This is a genomic window from Flavobacterium sp. FlaQc-48 (genome assembly GCF_044007335.1).
Lineage (GTDB): Bacteria > Bacteroidota > Bacteroidia > Flavobacteriales > Flavobacteriaceae > Flavobacterium.
Genome location: NZ_JBIPCR010000020.1, coordinates 49,746 through 73,966, shown reverse-complemented (window position 1 = coordinate 73,966; position 24,221 = coordinate 49,746). Strand labels below are relative to the sequence as shown.

The 24,221-nt window shown below is 36.5% G+C and carries 23 protein-coding genes; 12 read left to right on the top strand and 11 right to left on the bottom strand.

Going from position 1 to position 24,221, the window contains the following annotated elements:
• Positions 1–83 precede the first annotated feature (83 nt).
• The 4 genes from ACHRWY_RS23460 to ACHRWY_RS23445 form a co-directional block, all read right to left on the bottom strand.
• Positions 84–476 (bottom strand): hypothetical protein, encoded by a 393-nt coding sequence (locus ACHRWY_RS23460; RefSeq protein ID WP_395357816.1) that lies wholly within the window; start codon positions 474–476, stop codon positions 84–86.
• Positions 477–614: 138 nt separating this feature from the next.
• The gene (locus ACHRWY_RS23455; RefSeq protein ID WP_395357815.1) at positions 615–2,537 is read right to left on the bottom strand and encodes a tetratricopeptide repeat protein; all 1,923 of its coding nucleotides are present in this window, start codon (positions 2,535–2,537) and stop codon (positions 615–617) included.
• Between the two features lie 3 nt (positions 2,538–2,540).
• Positions 2,541–3,146 (bottom strand): hypothetical protein, encoded by a 606-nt coding sequence (locus ACHRWY_RS23450; protein ID WP_395357814.1) that lies wholly within the window; start codon positions 3,144–3,146, stop codon positions 2,541–2,543.
• Between the two features lie 244 nt (positions 3,147–3,390).
• Entirely contained in the window at positions 3,391–4,404 is a 1,014-nt protein-coding gene (locus tag ACHRWY_RS23445) for a zinc-binding alcohol dehydrogenase family protein (RefSeq protein ID WP_395357813.1), read from the bottom strand.
• Between the two features lie 264 nt (positions 4,405–4,668).
• Between ACHRWY_RS23445 and ACHRWY_RS23440 the strand changes: the two genes are divergently transcribed.
• The 3 genes from ACHRWY_RS23440 (at position 4,669) to ACHRWY_RS23430 (ending at position 7,227) form a co-directional block, all read left to right on the top strand.
• The gene (locus tag ACHRWY_RS23440; protein WP_395357812.1) at positions 4,669–5,274 is read left to right on the top strand and encodes a porin family protein; all 606 of its coding nucleotides are present in this window, start codon (positions 4,669–4,671) and stop codon (positions 5,272–5,274) included.
• 146 nt (positions 5,275–5,420) lie between these two features.
• On the top strand, positions 5,421–6,482 hold the full coding sequence (locus ACHRWY_RS23435) for a sensor histidine kinase (RefSeq protein ID WP_395357811.1): 1,062 nt from the start codon (positions 5,421–5,423) through the stop codon (positions 6,480–6,482).
• Positions 6,463–7,227 (top strand): LytR/AlgR family response regulator transcription factor, encoded by a 765-nt coding sequence (locus ACHRWY_RS23430; protein ID WP_395357810.1) that lies wholly within the window; start codon positions 6,463–6,465, stop codon positions 7,225–7,227. Before ACHRWY_RS23435 ends, ACHRWY_RS23430 begins: the two co-directional genes overlap by 20 nt.
• 64 nt (positions 7,228–7,291) lie before the next feature.
• Here the strand turns inward: ACHRWY_RS23430 and ACHRWY_RS23425 are convergent, their stop codons facing one another.
• Positions 7,292–8,170 carry an NAD(P)H-binding protein gene (locus ACHRWY_RS23425; protein WP_395357809.1) on the bottom strand — a complete coding sequence of 293 codons (879 nt, stop codon included), beginning with the start codon at positions 8,168–8,170 and terminating at the stop codon, positions 7,292–7,294.
• Positions 8,171–8,254: 84 nt separating this feature from the next.
• Here ACHRWY_RS23425 and ACHRWY_RS23420 point away from each other — a divergent pair, with 84 nt between their 5' ends.
• The 4 genes from ACHRWY_RS23420 to ACHRWY_RS23405 all read left to right on the top strand — a co-directional run bounded on the left by ACHRWY_RS23420 (position 8,255) and on the right by ACHRWY_RS23405 (position 10,912).
• Entirely contained in the window at positions 8,255–8,623 is a 369-nt protein-coding gene (locus ACHRWY_RS23420; protein WP_395357808.1) for a winged helix-turn-helix transcriptional regulator, read from the top strand.
• Between the two features lie 102 nt (positions 8,624–8,725).
• A complete protein-coding gene (locus ACHRWY_RS23415) occupies positions 8,726–9,157 on the top strand; it encodes a DoxX family protein (RefSeq protein WP_395357807.1) in 432 nt (143 codons plus the stop codon).
• Positions 9,158–9,681: 524 nt separating this feature from the next.
• Entirely contained in the window at positions 9,682–10,518 is an 837-nt protein-coding gene (locus tag ACHRWY_RS23410) for a sulfite exporter TauE/SafE family protein (RefSeq protein ID WP_395357806.1), read from the top strand.
• A 4-nt stretch (positions 10,519–10,522) separates the two neighbouring features.
• Positions 10,523–10,912, top strand: a complete 390-nt coding sequence (locus tag ACHRWY_RS23405; RefSeq protein ID WP_395357805.1) for a DUF1634 domain-containing protein — start codon at positions 10,523–10,525, stop codon at positions 10,910–10,912.
• Between the two features lie 255 nt (positions 10,913–11,167).
• Here ACHRWY_RS23405 and ACHRWY_RS23400 read toward each other — a convergent pair whose 3' ends face one another.
• Complete coding sequence (locus ACHRWY_RS23400; RefSeq protein WP_395357804.1) at positions 11,168–12,583, bottom strand: PLP-dependent aminotransferase family protein; 1,416 nt, start codon at positions 12,581–12,583, stop codon at positions 11,168–11,170.
• 55 nt (positions 12,584–12,638) lie between these two features.
• The gene (locus tag ACHRWY_RS23395; RefSeq protein WP_395357803.1) at positions 12,639–13,031 is read right to left on the bottom strand and encodes a hypothetical protein; all 393 of its coding nucleotides are present in this window, start codon (positions 13,029–13,031) and stop codon (positions 12,639–12,641) included.
• A 162-nt stretch (positions 13,032–13,193) separates the two neighbouring features.
• Between ACHRWY_RS23395 and ACHRWY_RS23390 the strand changes: the two genes are divergently transcribed.
• A complete protein-coding gene (locus ACHRWY_RS23390) occupies positions 13,194–14,216 on the top strand; it encodes an LLM class flavin-dependent oxidoreductase (protein WP_395357857.1) in 1,023 nt (340 codons plus the stop codon).
• 139 nt (positions 14,217–14,355) lie between these two features.
• On the opposite strand, the gene ACHRWY_RS23385 is transcribed toward ACHRWY_RS23390, so the two are convergent.
• Complete coding sequence (locus ACHRWY_RS23385; RefSeq protein WP_395357802.1) at positions 14,356–16,752, bottom strand: TonB-dependent siderophore receptor; 2,397 nt, start codon at positions 16,750–16,752, stop codon at positions 14,356–14,358.
• Positions 16,753–16,949: 197 nt separating this feature from the next.
• Here ACHRWY_RS23385 and ACHRWY_RS23380 point away from each other — a divergent pair, with 197 nt between their 5' ends.
• The gene (locus ACHRWY_RS23380; protein ID WP_395357801.1) at positions 16,950–18,230 is read left to right on the top strand and encodes an acetyl-CoA C-acetyltransferase; all 1,281 of its coding nucleotides are present in this window, start codon (positions 16,950–16,952) and stop codon (positions 18,228–18,230) included.
• 48 nt (positions 18,231–18,278) lie between these two features.
• Here ACHRWY_RS23380 and ACHRWY_RS23375 read toward each other — a convergent pair whose 3' ends face one another.
• Positions 18,279–18,890, bottom strand: coding sequence for an FMN-dependent NADH-azoreductase (locus tag ACHRWY_RS23375; protein ID WP_395357800.1), 612 nt, complete (start codon positions 18,888–18,890; stop codon positions 18,279–18,281).
• 108 nt (positions 18,891–18,998) lie between these two features.
• Between ACHRWY_RS23375 and ACHRWY_RS23370 the strand changes: the two genes are divergently transcribed.
• The 3 genes from ACHRWY_RS23370 (at position 18,999) to ACHRWY_RS23360 (ending at position 22,268) form a co-directional block, all read left to right on the top strand.
• Positions 18,999–19,370 (top strand): winged helix-turn-helix transcriptional regulator, encoded by a 372-nt coding sequence (locus ACHRWY_RS23370; RefSeq protein WP_395357799.1) that lies wholly within the window; start codon positions 18,999–19,001, stop codon positions 19,368–19,370.
• A 223-nt stretch (positions 19,371–19,593) separates the two neighbouring features.
• Positions 19,594–21,504, top strand: a complete 1,911-nt coding sequence (locus ACHRWY_RS23365; RefSeq protein WP_395357798.1) for a fumarate reductase/succinate dehydrogenase flavoprotein subunit — start codon at positions 19,594–19,596, stop codon at positions 21,502–21,504.
• A gap of 17 nt (positions 21,505–21,521) precedes the next feature.
• Entirely contained in the window at positions 21,522–22,268 is a 747-nt protein-coding gene (locus ACHRWY_RS23360) for a succinate dehydrogenase/fumarate reductase iron-sulfur subunit (protein WP_395357797.1), read from the top strand.
• Between the two features lie 110 nt (positions 22,269–22,378).
• On the opposite strand, the gene ACHRWY_RS23355 is transcribed toward ACHRWY_RS23360, so the two are convergent.
• Positions 22,379–23,710, bottom strand: a complete 1,332-nt coding sequence (locus tag ACHRWY_RS23355; protein ID WP_395357796.1) for a S41 family peptidase — start codon at positions 23,708–23,710, stop codon at positions 22,379–22,381.
• 2 nt (positions 23,711–23,712) lie between these two features.
• Positions 23,713–24,153, bottom strand: a complete 441-nt coding sequence (locus ACHRWY_RS23350; RefSeq protein WP_395357795.1) for a MarR family winged helix-turn-helix transcriptional regulator — start codon at positions 24,151–24,153, stop codon at positions 23,713–23,715.
• Between the last annotated feature and the right edge of the window lie 68 nt (positions 24,154–24,221).

Here is a 24,221-nt window from a genome sequence, read left to right as displayed (position 1 = left end):
CGCATTATTTATCAAATCAAAAGGGAATAGACATAAATCTATTCCCTTTATTTATTCAAAATACTAAAAGAGGAAAATGTTTTCTATAAAAGCGCTTCTACATAATTGGCAATCTGAGAATCGGTTTGAGAATTGAAAGAAGACTGAACCAGTTGTACGGTCAGGAACAAAGTATCCTCTTTTAATTCCATTTTTACATCGTCGTTATTTTCTGAGTTGGTAAAATGAATGGTGTTCAGTTTTTCTTTCAGTGCTTCTTTTCCCATATCATCAGAGCATATTTTTTTTACGAATGATGCTACATCATCAAAAACAATGTCTAAGCGAGATAATGGATATTCATCATAAGCTGTAAAAGTATTCCAGTCAATATCGACTTTAATATCGTAACCTGCTCTTTCTTTTAATTTTGCCTCAAAAGCCGGAAGTTTTTCAACTTTAATCGATTCAGCTAAACGTTTTTCTGCTAATCCCATGTGTATTTGTTTTAGTTAATTATAATGAACAAATTTATCCAGGAGCGCAATATCAGACATCACTATAAATAGTGATTTTCAATTTGCGGTTCATTATTACAATATCCTTTTCACCTTTTACATTTCACTTTTAGCGTCCTAATGATTAATTAAATCAATTTTCCCCTTATTCGCTAAAATTTCTGTAAGCATCGCCGATTCATACCCTAATCTTTTTGCCCGGCTGGCTACTTTAAGTGCCTTTACGGGATCTTTTAACTTATAATACATTTCGCTGAGATTACATACATAAGTCGGTTCTTTCGGGTTTATTTCTATCGCTTTTTCAAAGTAAGGCAAAGATTCTTCATAACGAAGTTCAAGATCTAAAATACATCCGAAACTATTGTAAATATGGGCCAGGGCTGTGGGCTCATGGGCTGTTTTGGCAATAAAATAATCTCTTTTGGCGTAACAGGCTTCGAAACCTTTAGTATACCATAATAATCGGGCTTCTAAGAAATAAGCAAATCCATAATCAGGATCCATAGCCAGTAAAGTATCGCAGTTTTTTTGTGCCGATCTATAATCTTTACTAAACACAAAATCCCAGGCCTCTTTTAGGAGTGCACGTTTTGTATCGTCTTCTCTTTTTTCTAACTGCTGTTCGTCGATTTCTTTTTTGTGGCGTTCGTCTATTGCAATTTCCCAATCGGTAAAAATGATTTTCTTCTCATTGGTTATAATCTCAAAAACCAATTCTTCTCCGGAATCCTTTTTAAAATCAAGCGAAAACAAAACTTTATTCCCCTCGTTATTCCTTGTATTTGCTTCAATAACCTTATTTAATTTCTGAAAATCAATATATAAATTCAACCATGGTAACAAATAAGAACCTCTGTAAACCAGTGTTACTTTTTTAGGCAAGTGGCGCAAAGCCAATTCATCAATTGCTGCTCTTTCAATTCTGTAACTTTCGAAAGAAGCGTCTGTAATTTCTATAAAATTTCGTTCATCAATACCAGAGAAAGCCATATTCCACAACATTAATTTATATTGCAATTCATAACGTTCCTGTATTCCGTTAGAGGTCCTAAGTCTTTCTATCAATTGAGAAAAGTGTTTTTCGTCGCTGTAGTATTGATGTGAAGAACGATTCTTTTTTATTTTTTCGTTCCGCTCTTCCGGAGTAATTTCAGCCGGAGTAGTATTCAAACAATTAAGCAGTACCACTTCACCATGATAAAGCTTAAATCCGCCATTTTGATAAAGATGTAAAAACATTCGCAGGGACTTTTTTCCTCTCAGACTTCGGGGTTCATTCAACGGATATTTCTCTTCTTCAATAAGGACCTGCTCGCACGGAAAAGGTACATTCACTTTATAATACTGATCTTCAACAACAGAATACCAAGACATTATAAACTGATCTGTATCAAACGGAATATGAATTAAACCCGAAAAAACCAAATTTTGAAGGTTATAATATTTTGACGAAGTTTCCATCTCAGCCAGTTCCTTATCAGAATAAAAACAAGTATTATTTTCTAATTTAATATCAGAAATACGTTTTTTCGAAGAATTAATAAATGCAATAGTATCGATATGGGTTAGCAATTCCCGATCGTGATAGACACCAAAAGAAGCCTTAAAATAAGTATCGGCCAGATTTTTTCTTTTGTAATAATCAGATCCAAAATAGTGTATATAATAAACCAAAGGTACTCCAAGCAGGATAATGAGCCAAACAGAGAAATATAAACCGTTAAATCTTTCTGTTTTCTGGTAAGTAACTAATGCGTAAACGCCGTAATCGACAAACAACAATACCGCTACAACCAAAATCACACCTGCCAAGAACTCAAGAGAGAGATTTGAACTTGATTTTCCGTAATAATGAAAATAAAAATAACCGCACCAGGCTATCATAACATTAAAAGCTATCGCTAAGCCAAGTCCAAAGAAATACAACAATCCATAACTAATACAGGCAGCTGCAAATAATAAACCAATAGGAAAAAAAATTTCTCCACTAAAATAAACGGGTTCAGCTCTTTTATACGAACGGTAATTTTCAATCATTATTTACTCTTTTATTTCAATTAAAATATCCAAATCTGCAACATGCTCAACTAACGACACCGGTATATAGGAGCCTTGCAATGCCGGACCAGGTTTTCCAGTAATTTTGTTAAGAGTGTATTTTCCGTACGAATATTCATTTTCACAATCTATAAAGTAATCTTCCTTTCCTTCCCGAATTGTATTTTCAAAATCACCGGAAAAATAGCCAAACTTTTCCTGTACAAATGCAATTGCTTCCTGATCAGCCTTTGTTGGAGTATAAAACGTGCTATTAAAAACGCCATCAAAAGGTAAAATTTCATGAGTCTTTAAATTGACCGTAATATCAAAATCAATTCGTTTTTTTGAAAAAAACCGTAGCGGAATATATCTGATGATCCTTCGAAACTTCACAACAATTTCTTTACTGTTTTTCCAGACTGTAATTTCAAAATCCTCCGGCTTAATAGTCACTTGTGGCTGTTTTTCCTGAAGTAAAACAAAACCCATTTCAATTAATTCCCTTTTATTTGTATGTTCTGATTCTTCCATTTTTAAGTGCTGCGCAACCAATATCATCCCATTAAAAAATAAAATAACGGATAATAAATAGTAATTCATTTTCATAACCCCCTGATTTCGAGCAAAAATAAGGGATACTAAATCGATAACAGTCACTATAAATAGTGATTTTCAAAAACATAAAAAAAAGCCCCAACAATAATTAGGACTTTAATCAAAACATAATAAAACGCTTTAAACTCTATTCTTGACTCTCTATTCTTGACTCTTTACTCTTTAATCTTTAATCTTTAATCTTTCCTCTTTAATCTTGACTCTTTACTCTTCCCTCTTCCCTCTTCCTACAATCTTAAAACTTAACAGCAATTTTCCCGATCGTTTTGCCGGATTCCAGTAATTCATGTGCTTTTTTAAAATTATCAGCTGTTAGTCCGACAAGAGTTTCCTTTAAAGTTGATTGTAGGGTTCCGTTGTCCAAAAGATCCGCAATTTTATCTAATATAACGTGTTGTTGTTGCATATCATCTGTTTCAAACATCGAGCGGGTATACATTAGTTCCCATGAAAACGATGCGCTTTTATTCTTTAATTTATTTAAGGCCACAGGATCACTGCTTCCGGTTATAGAAGCGATATGCCCTTGTGGTTTTATCAATTCGGCCATACTATCCCAATAGAAATTAGTGTCGACAAAATCTAAGATAAAATCAACAGTTTGAAACCCGGCTTCATGAACTGAAGCGATTAAATCTTTATGGTCTACCACAAAATCAGCACCTTGCTGTTTACACCAATCAATAGTTTCAGGACGGGAAGCTGTTGCGATAACAGTTAAACCCGCAATTTTTTTCGCCAGCTGAATGGCGATTGATCCTACTCCGCCCGCACCGCCAATAATTAAAATCGATTTGCCTTTATCCTTTTCAGGATGAATCCGAATACGGTCAAACAGAATTTCCCAGGCGGTTAAGCCTGTCAAAGGCATTACGGCAGCTTCTTCGATAGTAAGTGATTTTGGTTTTCTGCCTGCAATGCGTTCATCAATACACTGATATTCGGCATTGCTTCCTGGTTTAGTAATATCGCCTGCATAATATACTTCATCGCCTGTCTTAAACAAACTCACTTTTTCGCCAACAGCTTCCACAATTCCTACTGCATCCCAGCCAATAATTTTTGGAGTTTCCAAAACAGTATCTTTTGCACTATTCTGACGAATTTTAAAGTCAACCGGATTGACGGATACTGCACTAATTTTTACCAGTAAATCACGTTCACCAGGAACAGGTTTTGGAGTTTCAAATGCTATAAAGCTCTCTTGGTCAGTTATGGGTAATGAAGTTTTAAATCCTATAGCTTTCATATTTTTAATTTTTTACGTTGTAATGGTACTACAAATATAGTAGCATACAGAATTTTAATACTGGTATATCCTGATGGTATATCAGTATATCTTTATCAGGCTTAAAGATCATTTATTTTACGGAAAATCCTCAAATTAAGATTAGAAATCCGTTTCAGCTTAGATTTTGTCCGTCTCCCCCCAATTTATCAGTTACTGTGGGTGAAGTCATTATACTTTTGGCCGTATAAAACAATAATTAGTATAAAACAAAATCTTTAAATTATGAAAATCGTCAAAAATTTATTCATTGGTTGTATTCTTCTTGCTTCAACAAGTGGTTTTAGCCAAAGCTTTTTTAAGAATATAGGCGAACGTCTTTATTTTGGTGTAAAAGCCGGAGCCAATTATAGCAACTTTACCAATGCCAGTTTTGATACTGAAGGGTTAACAGGGTTTCATGCAGGTGCCCTTGTAGGATATAAATTCAACGATCACTTTGCAGTACAGGAAGAGTTTTTATACTCGACACAGGGAGCAAAGATCAAAGGCGGACTTATGGATGGCGAAGACATCAAACTTTCATATGTTACGGTTCCGATTCTGTTAAAGTACAAAACCAATTTTGGATTATATCTTGAAGCGGGTCCGCAAATTGGAATTTTGGTCGATGAGGATTTTACCTCTCTTGGAATTCCTTCCAGCACCAAATTTGCCGAAAAAATTGATGGCGGGGTTGCTGCCGGACTTGGGTATCAGTTTCAAAACGGACTTGGAATCGGAGCGCGATATTATTTTTCGTTTACCGATGTGAGTAAAGTAAAAACTACTGGTATCAATACTGATTTCCAAAATAATACAGCACAAGTAAGCTTATTTTATCTTTTTTAATGGCCTAAAAAGCCGATACTGAAATTCCGACTACAAAAAGTGGCCGGAATTTTAGTATAGAATAATTTCTGATTTTATATTCAGATATTCGTACATTTCATATTATAAATAAAAACAGAAACATCTCGTTTAGATACTCTATTTCTATGATAAACAATATCAAAAGATCCATAACTCCCTACAATATCAGAGAAATACGGAGACTGAATATGTTATTGGTAAGTCTTGCCTTTCCGTTTACTTTTTTATTGCTCTTTTTATTCGAAGAAATTCTGTCTTCCTTGTTTGTCCTGGCTATTAAAACGGCCTGTTATATGTTTATTACAAGTAATTTACTAGTCTCGATTTTAAAATTCAGTGCAAAAAAATTCCCGGACGATATATTTAAATTTCAACTTTGCAGATTAAGTCTTAGTTATGCTTCCGGTATTACCATCTATCTCACACTTTGGCCGATTTTTGCGTATCTGGCTAAAATTCCGAGTCATTTGGAGAATTATAAACTACTGGCTGCTTTTATAGCCATTTCGACGGTACTGACCACTATTATTTTATTTCTTCATGACTTTGTAATATTCCGTCAGAATAAAATTCAGACAGAACTCGAAAATTCACGTTTACAGCTTCGCAGTACCCAGGCAGAAAATCTATTATTGAAACAGCAAATCCATCCTCATTTTTTATTCAATTCTTTAAACACCTTAAAAGCTTTATATAAAAAAGATCCTAAACTTGGTGAAATCTATTTGCTTCAACTGGCTGATTTTCTTCGTTCTGCGGTATCTTTAAATAATAGTCCTGCCACAACACTTGAAGAAGAATTAGAGATTTGCAAAAACTATATGGAAATGCAGAAAATACGTTTTGCTGAGGCCTTAGAGTGGAATTTAAACATCGGAAATCCCGAAATGCTAAAAGGGTTTGTTCCTTCGTTCTCTCTACAACCTCTGCTCGAAAATGCCATTAAGCACAATATCTTTACCAAAGAAAGCCCTTTGAAATTACTAATAGAACAACGAGAAGATTACATAATCGTGTCTAACGCCATAAATCCGAGAAATGCAGGCGAAACCTCGACAAAAAGCGGCTTAAGCAATCTGGCAGAGCGTTACCAGTTATGGTCCGGAGAAGAAATTATAATTAAGAACGATGGAAAATCTTTTTCTGTAAGCTTTAAAATCATGCCTCATGAGAATCGTAATAATTGAAGATGAACTGCTTGTTGCCGAAGATCTGGTCAGCAATCTCAAACAAATAAAACCTGACGTTGAAATTGTAAGTGTTCTTAGTTCAGTTAAGGAAGCTGTTGCTTATTTTTCGGAAAATCCACAACCTGATCTTATTTTTAGCGATATACAATTGGGCGATGGATTAAGTTTTGAAATTGCAAAAGTCATAACCATTGAAGTTCCCGTAATTTTCTGTACCGCCTTTGATGAATATGCCTTAGAAGCCTTTAGGGCAAACGGAATTGAATATATTCTGAAACCTTTTAGTGTTGAATCGCTGGAAAAAGCGCTTCTTAAATTTCAAAACATGCAAAAAGTAATGGCCGGAAGTATTGCTTTAAAATATGAAGCTGCGATGGCAACTTTAGAAGCTAAAAATAAAAACAGCAGCAGTACGATCATGGTCAGGTACAGAGATCGGTTGTTGCCTTTTACGCTTGATAAAATCGCTTTGTTTTGTCTGGATAATGAAATAACCTATATGCACGCCCATTCCGGAAAAACCTATGCCATGACAGAGAGCCTTGAAGAACTCGAACATAAAACAGGATTAACTTTTTTTAGAATGAACAGGCAATTTCTCGTCAATCGCAATGCGATTATTGATGCAACAGATTATTTTCCCAGAAAACTCAAAATCAATTTGTCTTTTCCCTTCGATAAAGAGATTATGGTCAGCAGAGAAAAAAGAAGCAAACTATTAACCTGGCTCACCGAAAACTAGACGATATTGAAATAAAAATACTTTACAAAAAAAGAGCCGATACCATCGGCTCTTTCTGTTCAAATTAAAAATTAGAAGCAAATTCTTTTGCAAAATCTTCCAGTTTAGTTTTTCCGTCGACGGCAATTTTATTGCTCAAAAAATCCTCCTGAATTTTGCCGCTTCTTAAACCTGATCCCATTTCAGCATACAAATTGGCCATTTCTTCCGGTAATCCTGCTTCTTTCATTCCGCCAAGAGCTTGTTCGTCCGTAAACTCGACCCAGGGCAGTTCCGGTTTATCGAGGGCAAGACCTAAAACGGCGGCAACCTCATTTGACGTGCGCACATCACTCACAATATAACGGATATTCTTTCCTGTCGGTGTTTTTTGCAATTCTTCGGCAACAGCATTGGCAATATCTTCCGGATGAACAAAAGGAATTATGGTTGTTGCTGCATAATTAGATCCCAAAATACCTGCTCCTTTTATCATCGGGACATCATTATACAAATTGGTATAAAAAAATCCGGCACGAAGAAAAGTCAGAGATACATTTTCTAATGTTTCATAAATTTTTTCAATATTATAAAGTCCTGCAATTGGTCCGTTTCCATTAGGTAAATCGGCGCCAATACTGCTTAGCATAACAACACGCTTTACTCCTGTTGCTGCAATAGCTGCCGCCAGCGCTTTACCTGCAGCTGTTGTGTTCACAATAATATCAGATCCTCCCATATTTGGCGGGGTCATGGCAAAAACGGCATCGGCTTCTGCAAAAGCATTTTTTAAAAAAGCAGCATCATTTACAGAGCCTACCGCAGCTTTTGCACCCAAAGCTTCAATAGCTTCAACTCTGTCTTTATTACTGCTAATCACGGTTACTTCATGTCCTGAAGCAATCAGTTTGGTGGTTAAAGGTTTTCCTATGTTTCCTAATGAACCTGAAATTGTAATTTTCATATCTTAATTATTTTTTTTTTTAGCTTCAACAAAGGTATATTTGTACTTACTTTTATACAAGTACTTACCCTAAAGTATGCACAAATGACAGCAATCAAAGAATCGTCGACAATTCAGGAAAATAAGCAATATGCCTTAGAACAATGCCCTGTAACTTATGTAATGGAAAAAATTGGCGGATATTGGAAACCCATAATTATCTACCATCTTTCTGGCGGAAGTAAACGTTACAGCGAATTAAAAAGGGCCATTCCGGCAGTAACCGAGAAAATGCTCATTCAGCATCTCAAACAACTCGAAGCAGATAATCTCGTCATCAGAGAAGCAAAACCAGTCGTTCCTCCTTTTGTAACCTACCGGCTTAGTAATGCAGGAAACGGTTTAATGCCCGTAATTGAGGCAATGGCAACCTGGGCTTTTAAGGATAAAGAAGACGGATTTGATCGTTCTTAAAGATAAAAAATTCCGGAAAAAGCATCCGGGCTGTAGTAAATTTAAAAACTGGTATATCGGCGTGCAGAACTTCCTGGTATTTTTACCTGAAAAATTATCTAAATGAAAAACATATCAATACCACAAGCAGGTTTAATTTTACGAATCGTTTTAGGAATCACAATGCTTTCAGCAGTGGCAGACCGTTTCGGGCTTTGGGGAGCGCCGGGTTCTCCAGGAGTAGCCTGGGGAAACTGGGAAAATTTTATAGCCTACACCCAAACCTTAAACTCCTTTGCCAGTAAAGCTGTAGCCGGCATATTAGGCGCTTTGGCAACAGTATTCGAAATCGTATTGGGTTTATCCTTAATCATCGGATTCAAAACCAGAATTGCGGCTTTAGGGACCTCAGGATTAATGTTGCTTTTTGCCATTAGTATGGCGGTTTCGGTTTCTGTAAAAGCACCTTTTGATTATTCCGTTTTAACCAGTGCTGCCGCGGCTTTATTACTTTCTACGATTGGCAAAACCTCTTTTTCGATAGACAATAAATAAGTTTAGGATAATTTTCCATTCCTTAATTTGAAGCTAATCCAGCCATCCACTGTATCTTTTCCTCCCTAAAGAAGGGAGAAAAAGGATGCCGTTCCTGTCTGGGCTAAGGCACTCGTTTTCATGAAACATCTATATAATAACATAATATTTAAAAATCTGCCTTTTCGCGACAGCGAATCCGTATCATCCGTATATTGTTAAAGTAAAGCAACCCCAATTTTGTCATTTCAGCCAAAGGGAGACCCGACTTCTGGTAAATAGACGAAGTAAATCACACTAGAAATGCTGCAAAGAAAATACTTATTCTTCGTCGAGTTACGCGTATGATTTTTCCCTTTGGCTGAAATGACAAAATTGTGCTTCTGTTAGAATATTTCAAAATACAAAAACGCATATAAAGCTGATTTAAAACAAATTAACCCACAACAAATAAAAACCCTTTCATTTTTAAGGTTTATTTAAGTTCCCAAATTCTTCCCGAATAAATATCAATTCGTAAATTAGCGCCAACAAAATTTATCCGAATGACAGTACTTACATTTACCCTGATTATGATTCTTGGTGCTTTTTTAGCAGGTTTTATTGGTTCATTATCAGGTTTAGGTGGAGGAATTATCATAATTCCCCTTTTAACAGTCATTCTTGGCGTTGATATACATTATGCAATTGGTGCAGCTTTGGTTTCTGTAATTGCAACTTCTTCCGGCTCTGCCGCAGCTTATGTCAGAGAAGGAATTACCAATATGCGACTGGGAATTTTTCTGGAAATTGCCACAACCATTGGGGCCGTTTGCGGAGCTTTACTTTCTACCATCGCTCCTACTTCATTCATCGCAGTCTTATTCGGGCTTACCCTGATTTTCTCAGCTGTAAATTCACTTCGTAAAAAAGAAGAGCATATTGTTTTAGAATCCAGTCCACTGGCCAAAAAATTACGATTAGAAGGAACTTATCCTTCACATGATGGAGAAGTAATTCATTACGGAACCAAAAACGTTGTCGGGGGTTTTGGTATGATGGGAATTGCCGGAATGATGTCGGGATTATTAGGCATTGGTTCCGGAGCTTTTAAGGTAATTGCGATGGACAATATTATGCGAATCCCATTTAAGGTTTCGACTACAACCAGTAATTTCATGATGGGAGTTACCGCAATGGCCAGTTCTGTTATCTATATCCAAAAAGGATATATCGAACCGGGAATTTGTATGCCGGTTGTCATTGGCGTTTTGTTTGGTGCTATGGCAGGAGCCAAAATATTGGTCCGAACAAATCCTAAAAAACTAAGAATCTTTTTTGCCTGCCTGATTTTTGTGCTTGCAGTAAACATGATATACAACGGACTTAATGGAAAAATCTAAGGTTATGCAACACGAAAAATTTGGAGAAAAAGATTTTCAATCCATCATAGGAAACTTATTGCGATACGGGGTATGGATTTCCTTATCAGTAGCTTTTATTGGAGGAATTGTGTACTTAATGGGACACAGTACAGATATTGAAAATTATTCTGTATTTCACGAAAACGACCGCAACATTTTTGAAGTCATTTCATCAATTTACGATGGTGCTATTCAGGGAAATGGAGAATCTTTAATATTTGTTGGAATCATTTTACTTTTCCTGACGCCGGTACTGCGTGTTTTACTTTCCTTGTTTTCTTTTCTTTTAGAGAAAGATTATTTGTATGTAAGCATCACGCTAATTGTGATTTTGATCATTCTGATCAGTGTTTCATTTGGATTTTCACATTAAATAAAAAGTAAATCAGAGATACAAATTTCACTTTTCAATAAACGGTTTACAAAATAATTAAATGTGTTGCATTCATTAGTAAACACATAGAAACATAGTTTTTTTATGTGTCCGGAGCATGCAAAAACAAACGTATTTTCTTTTATAGCCCAAACTATGTGGGGTTTCAATAAGTAAAACGTCTTTTTGAATTTACTAAACTTATGTTTCTATGCGTTAAAATAAATTTTGGAAGTCCAATTTTAATACCAGACCTCAAAGACTGTTTTTTATTAACTGTCCTAATCGTTTTAGGTCAAGTTCTACCTTTTCCTTCCATTCCAGACCAAAATTAAGGCGCATACAATTGTTGTATTGGTCGTGTTGCGTAAAAATTCTGCCCGGGGCAAAACCTATTTTTTGCTGGATTGCTGTATCATAGAGAACAGCCGTATCGATCTTTTTATCTAATTCGAGCCAAAGAAAAGAACCTCCCTGTGGTTGTGAAATTTTAGTATTCTCCGGAAAATGGTCTTCAATGGTTCGCTGAAAATGAAGCGAATTGGTATATAGTGTATTTCTAAAAGTCCTTAAATGATGATCGTATCTGCCATGCTCCAGAAAATCAGCAATTACTTCCTGATATAACGAGGGCATACAAACTGTCTGAGCCATTTTTTGCCTGATGATTTTATCTTTAAATTTCCCGGGTGCCACCCAGCCTACCCGATATCCGGGCGCCAAAGTTTTAGAAACAGATCCGCACCACATTACAATTCCTGCCTCATCATAATATTTGCAGGGTTTTGGGCGGATGGTTCCAAAAAACAAATTACCGTACAAATCATCTTCAATTAAAGGAATGTTATGATGCGTAAGCATTTTTACCAGTTCTTTCTTATTTTCATCAGGCATCAGGCTTCCCAGAGGGTTACTGAAATTGCTCATAAAACAGCAAACATCAACTTTATGGATGACCTTTTTTAAAGCCTCCAAATCTACTCCTGTGACGGGATGAGTAGGCAATTCGATAATATTAAGTCCCATATTTTGTGCTACCTGAATAATCCCAAAATAAACCGGGCTTTCAATGGCAATGGTATCGCCACGTTTGGTCACCGCCATTAAACAATTAAAAATAGCATTCATTGCTCCCGAAGTGGTAACAAAATCGTCTTCTGTCAGTTTTCCTTCCAGTACAATTGCCCATTTGGCCACATTTCGTCTCAAATTGGCACTCCCCTGAACAGGTTCATAACCTGTACCGCTTTCTTCTAAATTGCGCATTACTTTGACAAGGCCTTTATTAAGTTTAGCAATAGGCAGCAAACTCTGGTCCGGAACTCCAATAGAAAAGCGGGTAATGTTTTTATCGCTTAAGCTATCAAAAACCTTTGTGATTAAATCTTCAGAAGTCGTTTTTTCTTCTGATAATTTAAGTCTGTTCATTGAAGGCATGGACAGCTTTCTATTGGAAGTTTTACTAATATAAAAACCTGACTTTGGTCTGGATTCTATCAGCGATTTACTTTCTAATTCTAAAAACGACTGCTTAATAGTATTCAGGCTTACATCGTGCAATTTTTGCAACGCACGAATAGACGGAAGCTTATCTCCTATTTTTAAAGTTTCAGAGAAAATCTGCTCCTCAATGATATTTGCAATTTTTAAATATAAAATCTCTTTTGCCATTTTTTCAATCTGTATCCGGTAAATTTACAAAAATTACATCTGTAACCTTTTAATATTAGTTACAACTATTTAGCCAATTCAATAACCTTTCAGTCGCATTTTGAATTTTAATCCTGCGTGTTTCCGGGTCCTTAAACATCGAATCAAAGGTTTTTTCGGCGTGAAATTTCAAATCCTGCTCTGCTTCAACACTATAAAATTCTTTTTCCCAATATGAATTAATTTCAGTTTTACCTGTTTTAGTGAAGATTACAAAAGCATAACCAATTACCCGGTTTTCGAAAGAAGCAATGCTCAAAGGAAGACCAAAATGGTTTGTAATCAACGGCAGTTTTGTTTCAAAATGCTCATCATCATTCCTTTTATTTTGATAAATATTGACTACAGATTTTAAGGATGATAAATTGATCTGATCAAATTGAATGTGGGCGGTAGTCGTGGTATCCATTGCTATAGTTATTAAATTACTATTCAAAATTACCACTCAAAAAGAGCCGGATACAGATACAAAAACCATTTAATTTAAGGGTACAGATGATTATTTTTTCGCCGTTTTAAAAACAAATTTATGATCCTGAAAAAATAAAAATTTAATATCTTTACTATTATGATAGAGATAGGAATAGATAGTTTTGCTTCGGCCATGTACGGAGACAACAACACTTTAAGTAGTGTCGATGCAATGGAACAATTACTCCAAAGAATCGAGCTGGCAGATCAGGCCGGACTTGACGTTTTTGGAATTGGCGAGCATCATAAAAAAGAATTTTTAGATTCGGCTACAGCCGTGATATTGAGTGCCGCTGCTGCCCGAACCAAACGAATTCGGCTGGCAAGTGCCGTTTCTGTTTTAAGTGCTGCTGATCCTGTTCGGCTGTATCAGAGTTTTGCAACTTTAGACTTAATTTCAAAAGGAAGGGCCGAAATTGTTGTAGGCCGTGGATCTGCAATTGAAGCATATCCCCTTTTCGGATTTAGTCTAAACGATTACGATGCACTTTTTAAAGAGAAATTAGATTTATTACTTCAAATTAGGGATAATGAATTTGTAACCTGGTCGGGGAAATTTCGTCCTGCTTTGAACAATCTTCCTGTTTACCCGAGAGCATTACAAAAAGAACTACCCATTTGGCTGGGTGTTGGAGGAACTCCTGAATCTTTTATACGTGCAGGATCCTTAGGTTTACCCCTGATGGTTGCGGTTATTGGCGGACAAACACATCGTTTTAAACCCTTAGTCGATTTGTACCGTGAAGCCGGAAAAGCTGCCGGTTACAAACCCGAAGAGCTAAAAGTAGGATTGCATTCACCAGGTTTTGTGGGAAGCACTACTGCAAAGGCCATAGAAGAATATTATCCGGGCTATGCTGAACTTTGGACCAAATTAGGAAGAGAACGCGGTTGGCCACCCGTAACAAAAGATAAATTTGACGGACTTATTGATGATCTAGGCGTTTTAGTCGTTGGAGATCCTGAACGTATTGCCGAGAAAATTTTGCGTCATAGTGAATCACTAGGCGGAATTTCAAGATTTACATTCCAAATGGATAATGCCGGACTAACCCATACTCAATTAATGAGTGCTATAGAACTTATAGGATCTAAGGTTATTCCGTTAATTCAAAAAGGATAAATTATTTTTTTTGCCCAAAGATGTCACATGAAACAGATTTAATTTATCAGAACCCGAGGGCTAAAACTTTCCAAAAAAGAAAAAGCATCCGCCTATCGACGGATGCTTTTTTTATTTAAACTCTCAATGAGAAATATTCTTAGAATTTATACGTTACACCAACTCTAAAATTAATTGGCTGCTCTGTTTGCCAGTAATAAGCTTTAAGGTATTCATTGTAAGAACCACTGTAAAGGTATTCGTTTAAGATATTGAATACGTTTGCCGTAATTTTAAACTTCTTAGTATCATAAGACAAACCTCCATCCAGTTTAAAATAATTTGGAAGCTTTTCAAGACCTACACCCCAGGTATCTGTTTGACGACCTGCAAGGTAAGTTCCACCAATAGAAGCTCCAAGACCTTTAAATGTTCCGTTTTGAATACTGTAATTTAACCATGCATTTGCAGTGTGTTTAGCATATCCGGGAATCACATCCCCAACATTGATACCCGGAATAGTACCGTTTAGTTTAAGAACAGTAGATTCGGTGAAAGCATAATTGGCAATCACATTAAAACCGTCAAAAATCTTTCCTCTCAAATCAAATTCAGCACCTCGTGCTCTTTTTTCTCCCAAAACCACACTGTACATTTCCCCTGGTTTATTCAAAGGATCAGATGTAAGTTCATTTTGTTTTAAGATACTGTAAGCAGATAATGTAGTACTCCAGGTTCCGTCGAACCAGTCTTTTTTAATACCAAATTCTGTATTACTACCTGTAAGCGGCTTTACTTTATCTCCACTTTTTATAATCCCGGCTTGCGGAATAAAAGCCTGGTCATATAGCCCGTAAACGGCTAAACTTTCAGTTACAGAATAACTTAAACCTGCACGAGGCGTAATATGACTGTCAGCAATTGCATCTCCACCCCAGCTTGCCTGACTAATCCAGGTATATCTGGCAGCAAGAGTCAGTCGTAGTCTGTTTTCAAGAAAACCAAGTTCATCCTGAATATATCCGGCAGCATAATCTGTGCTTATTAAACCGCCAGCAGCTTTTGCTCTTACAGAAAGTGGCGTTGTATGATCAAAATCCGGCATACCATTAGAGGGCGGGCCATAATTTGGATGCAGCAAATTAAAAGGATTATCTTTTGTATCAAGATCATGAGATTGTCCCCAATCAGCCATATAATCTTTACTTCCTAAATCTACTCCTGTTAATATTTTATGGGTAACAGCTCCTGTATTAAATTTTCCGTTTAAAAATATCTGGCCCAAATACATATTACTTTCTGCGTCCCAAATACCAACGTTTCTAATCAGTTCATTTTTTGCAAGATCTGCTGTTGGTCCCACAGAACTTGGCCAGGAACTATATCCTTGTTGTATGTATTTAAAATAAGAGGTCTGTGCGGTCAGTTTCCAGCTATCGTCAAACTTATGCTCAAACATTAAATATCCACTGTGATCCTGGATATTTGTATCCGGTAATCCGGGTTGTGTCATCGTGAATCCAACTGGTAAAGTAGCATATCCGTCAGAGCCCGGGCCAAACACATAGTAAGAACCAATTTCAGTCATATTGGCGTACTGAAAATTATATTCGGCCGTAAATTTTGTTTTATCATCTACCTGATACGTAATTACCGGAGCAATTACATAACGGTCGTTGTGTTCAAATGGACGGTGAGAACCTTTTTTTTGCGCTGCCGCATTAAAACGGTACAATAATTTTCCTTTTTTATCTAACTTTCCGTCAAGGTCAACACTTGCTCTGTAAAAATCGTAACTTCCTGCCATTACAGTAGCTTCCCCTTTAGTAATTCCGGTTGGTTTTTTAGTGACCACATTATAAAGTCCGCTTGGATCACCGCTCGAAAGCATAAATCCTGCAGGTCCTTTTACAAATTCGATATGGTCAACAAAACTCATATCTTCTGTAAGTGGGCCCCAAAAAGAAGATACCACATTGAATCCGTTACGGAAAGCCTGAATTTGAGAGCCACGCATCGTAATATTAGTATACAAATCACCCCAGTGCTCTAAACGCACAGCTCCACTCACATTACGAATAACCCCGTCACTCATACTGATAATTTGCTGGTCTTTTAATGTCTGACCGCTTACAATTTGTATGTTTTGCGGAATTTCAAGCACTGGAGTCTGAAGACGTAATGACAATGAAGGTTTATCCTGTTTGTATTTATTCTTGGTAATTACTACTTCGTCAAGATCTTCTTGGCTTTCAGAAAGGCTGAAGTTTTTAGTTGTTGTTTGTTTTGCAATTATCGTAATCTGATCTTCAATTGGATGAATGCCTACAGCACGTATACTGATTGTGTAAGTAGCCGGTTTAATGTTTTTAATTTCGTATTGTCCATGCTCGTTTGTAACAGCTGTATATTTTGTTCCCTTAAGAATTACAGAAATATTTTCTGCTGGTGCATTTCCACTCAAAGAAACTTTTCCCGTTACTTTTCCTAGTTCCTGGCCCATCATGGATAATGAGGTCAAAAACAGCAGGCAAAATATCATTTTTTTAATCATCATGGTATTCATTTTTTTTGGTTTTGATTTCGATGGCAAAAGTAAATGCTAAATATCTGTTTTCCAAATTATTTTTAATCATTCTAAATAAATATAAACTCTAATTAAAATCATACAAATCTTAAACAATATTGTCGTCCAAAAGATTAAATAATAAGTAAGTCTGCTTATCTTTAATCTGCAAAACAAAAAATCCCGCTATGAACACTACCACCACCATTAGAAAAGTTGCCATTGTTGGCTATAACAGAATTCCATTTGCACGTGCTAATACCGCTTACGCAGAGGTTGGAAATCAGCAAATGATGACTGCTGCTCTCAATGGACTTATCGATAAATACCATTTGCAGGGAAAATTATTAGGCGAAGTTGCCGGAGGCGCCGTAATCAAGCACACGTATGACAATAACCTGATCAGAGAATGTGTAATGAAAACTTCCCTTGATCCAGCTACTCCTGCCTGTGATTTGCAACAAGCCTGTGATACCGGAATCGAAAGTGCCATTTATATTGCCAATAAAATCGCACTGGGTCAAATAGAATCAGGAATTGCCGGAGGTGTGGATTCTATAAGTGATATGCCAATTGCCGTTAGCGAAAAACTGAGAAAGATTTTACTGAATGCCCGAAAAGCAAAATCATTAGGCGAAAAAATGAAGCTGTTTCTAAAACTTCGTCCAAAAGATTTATCGCCTTTGGTTCCTAAAAATGAAGAATCGCAAACAGGACTTTCGATGGGTGGCCATACCGAAATTACGGCCAAACATTATAAAATTTCACGGGAAGATCAGGATAACCTGGCCCTTAAAAGTCATTTGAATATGGCTAAAGCGTACGAGGAAGGCTTTTTTAATGATATGATCACGCCTTTTAACGGATTGGAGAAAGACAATAATCTAAGAAAAGACAGTACCATTGAAAAATTAGCACAATTAAAACCTGCCTTTGATAAAGTAAACGGAACATTGACCGCAGGAAATTCAACTCCGCTTACTGATGGTGCTTCCTGTATCCTTTTAGCCAGTGAAGAATGGGCTGCAGCACAAGGATTACCCATTTTGGCTTACATTACTTTTGCTGAAATCGCTGCCATTGAATATGTAAAAAATCAGCAAAATCTTTTACTGGCCCCTTTATTTGCAGCCAGCAGAATGCTCGAAAAAGCCGGACTCACTTTACAGGATTTTGATTATTATGAAATTCACGAAGCTTTTGCCGCACAAGTTTTAGCCACTTTAAAAATTTGGGAAAGTCCGGAACTAAGCACACAATTAGGCTTAAAGAAATCTCTTGGGGCTATTGACAGAGAAAAACTCAATATAAAAGGAAGCAGTCTTGCCGCAGCACATCCTTTTGCCGCAACCGGAGGACGAATCATTGGTGTTATGGCAAAACTATTAAACGAAAAAGGTTCAGGAAGAGGGTTTATCTCAATTTGTGCCGCCGGAGGACAAGGCGTAACCATGATCATCGAAAAGTAATTTATACAAAATAAAATCCCAGCCAAAGCTGGGATTTGTAACTTAATACTAAAAAGCAAATCCTTCAACAGCTGCCAGAGCACTTGGTAAAGCGTTCTCTGCCAGATCCGGAATTGATGTTCCTTCTACACGAAAAGTGGTTATATCAGTAATTCCTAAAAAGCCCAGAACAGCACGTAAATACGGTTCTGCAAAATCATAACTTTTATAAGGACCATTAGAAAATACTGCTCCTGAAGCAATAGATAAGTATACTTTTTTACCCGTTATTAAACCTTTTGGCCCATTTTCATCATAACTAAAAGTTTTACCCGCTCTCGCAACCTGATCAATCCATCCTTTTAATAATGCCGGAATTCCAAAATTATAGATGGGAACACCAATTACAATAATATCAGCTTCTAATAAATCATGTATAGCATCATCAGAAAGTTTAACAGATTCTAATTGGTTTTCAGAATGCGATCCTACAGGAGTGTAAAATGCATTAAGCTGCAATTCATCAAGATAAGGCAATGGTGTTTTAGAAAGATCAAAAGTTTGTACTTCACTTTGTGGGTACTCTTTTGCAAGCTTTTCCAAAACGGCATTTGATAATTTATTACTAAATGAAGCATCTCCTTTGACGCTTGTCACTATATTCAGAATCTTTTTACTCATACTTATTCTAATTTTGTTTTATGATACAAACTTATATACATTTGCTATCTCTTTTATAGTACTATCCTCAAGGATAGCGCTATCCTTGAGGATAGTAACATCATCAATATGAAAACAAAAAGCGAAATAACAAAAGAGATGGGCTTTCAACCAGAGGAGTGTCTGGCAGCATTATTACCTGTAAGAGATGCCCTGGAAGTTTTAAGTGGCAGATGGAAGTTACCAATTTTGATCGCATTATCGAACAGGCCAAAACGATTTAAGGAAATTTCTAAAGACATAAACGGGATTACAGATAAAATGCTTTCGAAAGAACTTAAAGATCTGGAAATAAACAAACTGGTTACCAGAACTGTTTATGATACGTTTCCACCAACTGTTGAATATGCAAGAACAGAACACAGCCATACTTTATACAATGTCATTGGAGCATTGAATGAATGGGGAACCTTACACAGAAAAGAAATCATTGGCCATTAGATAATTTAACGAAATCCCAACCCGATAGTTTAAAAGCCTGTCGGGTTTGTTTTTTTTATAAATTTCTATTTCAGAACATCCGGCAGGAATCTATTTTGTAAAAACAAATACCGTCTCTAAAGCTATTTCTATTAGTAAAAAATGATATTTATCAGGACACAAGTCAATATTTTGTAGTAAATTACACCTTTTAAAGATAGATTTCATTTTAAACAAAATAAAAATGATAAACTCAAAAATACCCGAAGGTCCTTTAGCGGAAAAATGGAATACTTACAAGGCAAAAGCAAAACTTGTTAATCCTGCCAACAGAAAAAAACTGAACATTATAGTTGTGGGCACTGGTCTTGCCGGTGCTTCCTGTGCAGCCTCGCTGGCAGAACAGGGCTATAATGTTCAGTCATTTTGTTTTCAGGATTCAGCCCGAAGAGCACATTCTGTAGCGGCACAAGGAGGCGTTAATGCTGCCAAAAACTACAAAAATGATGGCGACAGTACGTACAGAATGTTTTATGATACCATAAAAGGTGGTGATTTCAGATCGCGCGAAGCCAATGTTTACCGTCTGGCGGAATGCTCAGCGGCTTTAATCGATCATGCCGTGGCACAAGGTGTTCCTTTTGCGCGAGAATATGCAGGCTATCTGAATAACAGGTCTTTTGGAGGTGTTCAGGTTTCCAGAACATTTTATGCACGCGGACAAACCGGACAGCAACTTTTACTTGGGGCATATCAGGGATTACTAAGACAAGTTTCATTAGGGAAAGTTAGTTTGCATACCCGACATGAAATGCTGGAATTAGTAGTTATTGACGGAAAAGCAAAAGGGATCATTGCCCGAAATCTGGAAACAGGAGAACTTGAACGTCACGTTGCTGATGCCGTTGTGCTGGCTTCCGGCGGTTACGGAAAAGTCTATTATCTTTCTACACTCGCAATGGGCTGCAACAGTTCTGCTATTTGGAGAGCGCATAAAAAAGGGGCCTATATGGCAGGCGTGAGCTGGATTCAGTTTCACCCTACTTCGCTTCCGCAGCACGGAGCCAATCAGTCTAAACTTACTTTAATGTCGGAATCACTTCGTAATGACGGACGAATCTGGGTGCCTAAAAAAGCTGCCGATGACAGAAACCCAAATACAATTCCGGAAGACGAACGGGATTATTATCTCGAACGAAAATATCCATCCTTTGGAAATCTTGCCCCCCGCGATATTTCATCAAGAGCCGCAAAAGAACAAATCGATGCCGGACACGGAGTTGGACCGATGAAAAATGCCATTTATCTTGACTTTTCGGATGCTATTAAAGTTCAGGGAAAAAATACAATCGAAGCCAAATACAGTAATCTTTTTGCGATGTACGAGAAAATTACCGGAATCAATGCTTATAAGGAACCCATGTTAATTTCACCCTCGGCACATTTCACGATGGGCGGTCTTTGGGTTGATTATGAACTGATGACCACTATTCCGGGTTTATTTGCCCTGGGAGAAGCTAATTTTGCCGATCATGGCGCAAATCGACTTGGAGCAAATTCATTGCTTCAGGCTTGTGTTGATGGTTATTTTATTGCGCCTTATACGATTCCGAATTATTTGACAGGAGAATTAAACAGTCCGAAATCAGATATATCCCATCCAGCTTTTGACGAAGCTGAAAAATCAGTCAGAGATCAGTTAGATAAATTTCTAAACAGTAAAGGAACGCTTTCAACAGATTATTTTCATAAAAAAATAGGCCGGTTATTGTATGAAAAGTGCGGGCTTTCCAGAAGTAAAGAAAAACTGGAAGAAGCTTTGAATGAAATCAAATTAATAAAAGCCTCTTTTGAAAAAGACTTACTTATTACCGGGGATGATACTTTAAACAGCGAACTCGAAAAAGCCGGACGAATCGCCGATTATATTGAACTGGCCGAATTAATGTGTTATGATGCCCTGCAAAGAGAAGAATCCTGTGGCGCACACTTTCGCGAAGAATACCAGACTGCCGATGGTGAAGCGGTTCGAAACGATGCTGATTTCTGCTATGTTTCGGCCTGGGAATGGAAAGGAAAAGAACAAGCACCGGAATTACACAAAGAGCCCCTTGTATTCGAATCGGTTGAACTGGCAGTTAGAAGTTACAAATAATCAAAAAGCTTACGAATATGAAACTATATCTTAAAATATGGCGACAAATCAATACTTCTTCTAAAGGAGAAATGGTAAATTATGAAATTGACGAAGTTTCGGAACACATGTCTTTTCTGGAAATGCTCGATCTTTTGAACGAATCTTTAATTCAGAAAAAAGAGCGTGTTATTGAATTTGATCACGATTGCCGTGAAGGAATTTGCGGACAATGTGGTGTTATGATTAATGGAAGAGCTCACGGACCTTTAAAAAATACGACCACCTGCCAACTTCACATGAGAAGTTTTAAGGATGGGGATACCATTTATATTGAACCCTTTCGGGCAAAAGCCTTTCCCGTTTTAAGAGATTTAAAAATAGACAGGTCTGCTTTTGATACTATTATAGAATCCGGTGGTTTTATTGGCGCTTCAACAGGTCAGGCGCCTGAGGCCAATAGTATTCCGATCTCGTACGAAACTGCCGAAGCTTCTTTTGATGCTGCCGCCTGTATTGGTTGTGGTGCCTGCGTAGCAACGTGTAAAAATGCGAGTGCGGCTTTGTTTGTTGGTGCCAAAATAACGCATTTGGCTTTGCTTCCGCAAGGAAAAATCGAAGCTTCAAAAAGAGTTTTAACTATGGTTGAACAAATGGATTCAGCAGGTTTTGGAAACTGTTCCAATACGGGAGCCTGCGAAATCGAATGCCCACAAGGGATTTCTATTCTTTCAATTGCCAAAATGAATGCGGAATATAGTAAAGCTTTGATTTTTAGAAAGTGATAGTGTAACAAAAAGGAATCTCGCAAAGCCGCCAAGCCGCCAAGTTTAAAAACTCAAAAAAGAAAAAACTTTGCGTCTCCCACCTCTGCGAGATTAAATCCTAAAAAAAATTACTCTTTTTTATAAAACTTCTCCTGCCCAACCTGATAAATTCTTTTAATTCCTGTTACAACATTATTTTCTAAAACAATCTTTATACGGAAATCATCTATTCCATCCAGTAGAAATAAATCCTTTTCCAGAGGAATCAGTAATAAAGTGACTATATTATTCCAGTTGTAATACAAATTATTGTTTTCATATTTCAATTCGGCTTTTCCATATTTGCCTTGATAAGATTTTAAAATTTCGCTGTTAATAGTTACCGTTTTTTGTCTGTTTTTAATAATTGGAATAAACCAATCCAGATTGTTTGATGCATCTTTATTTTTTGATGATAGTTTCTGTAAAGCAAGTATGTGCGATGTGTTTATGGCTTCTTCGCTTTTGCATAAAACATCCGGCACAACGCCTTTTCCTTCAAAATCAGTATTGGTAATTGGGTCTTTGACTTCTCCAAAAGGGATATTTACAGAAAAACCGTCTGGCAATACTTTTCGATCAATTGGGTGTGCGCCACCAGCCGTTTTTTCGCCCACAATCGTAACACGTTTTAAGTTTTGGAGTGAATAGCTCATCCATTCAGCAGCAGAAAATGTAGTGTTGCCTGTTAAAATATAAATATCAACATCCTCCATACGTTTCCCTGGTACAGATGGTAATAACCACATTTCTCTTTCTACTTTTTTTCTGTTTTTTTCGTAATAATAATATTTATAAAGAGGCAATTCCTTAGCTGAATAGAAATAACTGCTTAAAAACTGTCCCATTTCCATAGCTCCGCCATTATTTTGGCGTAAATCGATAATTAGCGCATCAGTACTGCTTAAAAATTGCATGGCCGATGCTGCAGTTTCACTTCCTATTGCAGGATCTTCAAAATAATCAAACTTTAGATAGCCTATATTTCCTTCTAAAATCCGTGCTTGCTGAAAACCGAAATTTTTCTTTTTAGCTTCGGTTAATTCCTCGGCTTTAATTTTTTTCTGTATCTCTTTATTTTCTTTTTTTAGCTGATTTTCTGTCCATTCCGGATCATACATTACCCTAAAATGTAAATCTTTACTAACCTCTATAAGATCTGAGCTTAGCTTACCGGCAAATTCATTTGGTTTTACAATATCTTTGTAGAGTCCTTTTTTATAATTCTCATTCAGTTTCTTTTTAATCTCTCCAACTGCATTTGGTCGTATATAAAACGCTTCAAGGTGTTTGGTCAGCGAATCAATAATTTGTTTTTTACTTAATTCAGTAAGTTTAATTTCTTCTTTTAGATCTGGGGCATTTTGGGCATAGGAACCAATTGAAAATGTTAGAAATAATAAGGCAAATAGGTGTTTCATTTTTATGAAGTTTTACAGTTTAAAATTATTTTATGGAGGATTTTATCAAGTAATTGAATTTCATCAACAGCTAATCCATTAAGAGCAGTTTTACGATTGAGTTTAAAAACAGGTGTTAGTAAAACAATTGTCTTTTTACCTTTTTCTGTTATGATAAGCTTAGATTTCCTTTTATCCAATTCATCTGTTTCTCTGGTCAGGTAATCTTTTTTAACCATTAATTCAATTATTCTTGTAATCGAGGCATTATCCTTAAAGATTAATTTAGCTATATCGATTTGAGAAATTTTAGCATTTTCATTCAAGATGATTAATACTAAACACTGGTCAACAGTAATATCGCTTACCAACTTCTGTATGTTTTTCTGGCAAATTTTCCTGTATTCCTTAATAGTCTGCTCAATAGTATACAGTACAGTTCCGGTTGGGTTTTTCTGGTTCATATTAAATGGGTTCGTTTGAATTTATTTGATATATCAAATATAATTATTTATTTGATATATCAAGTATT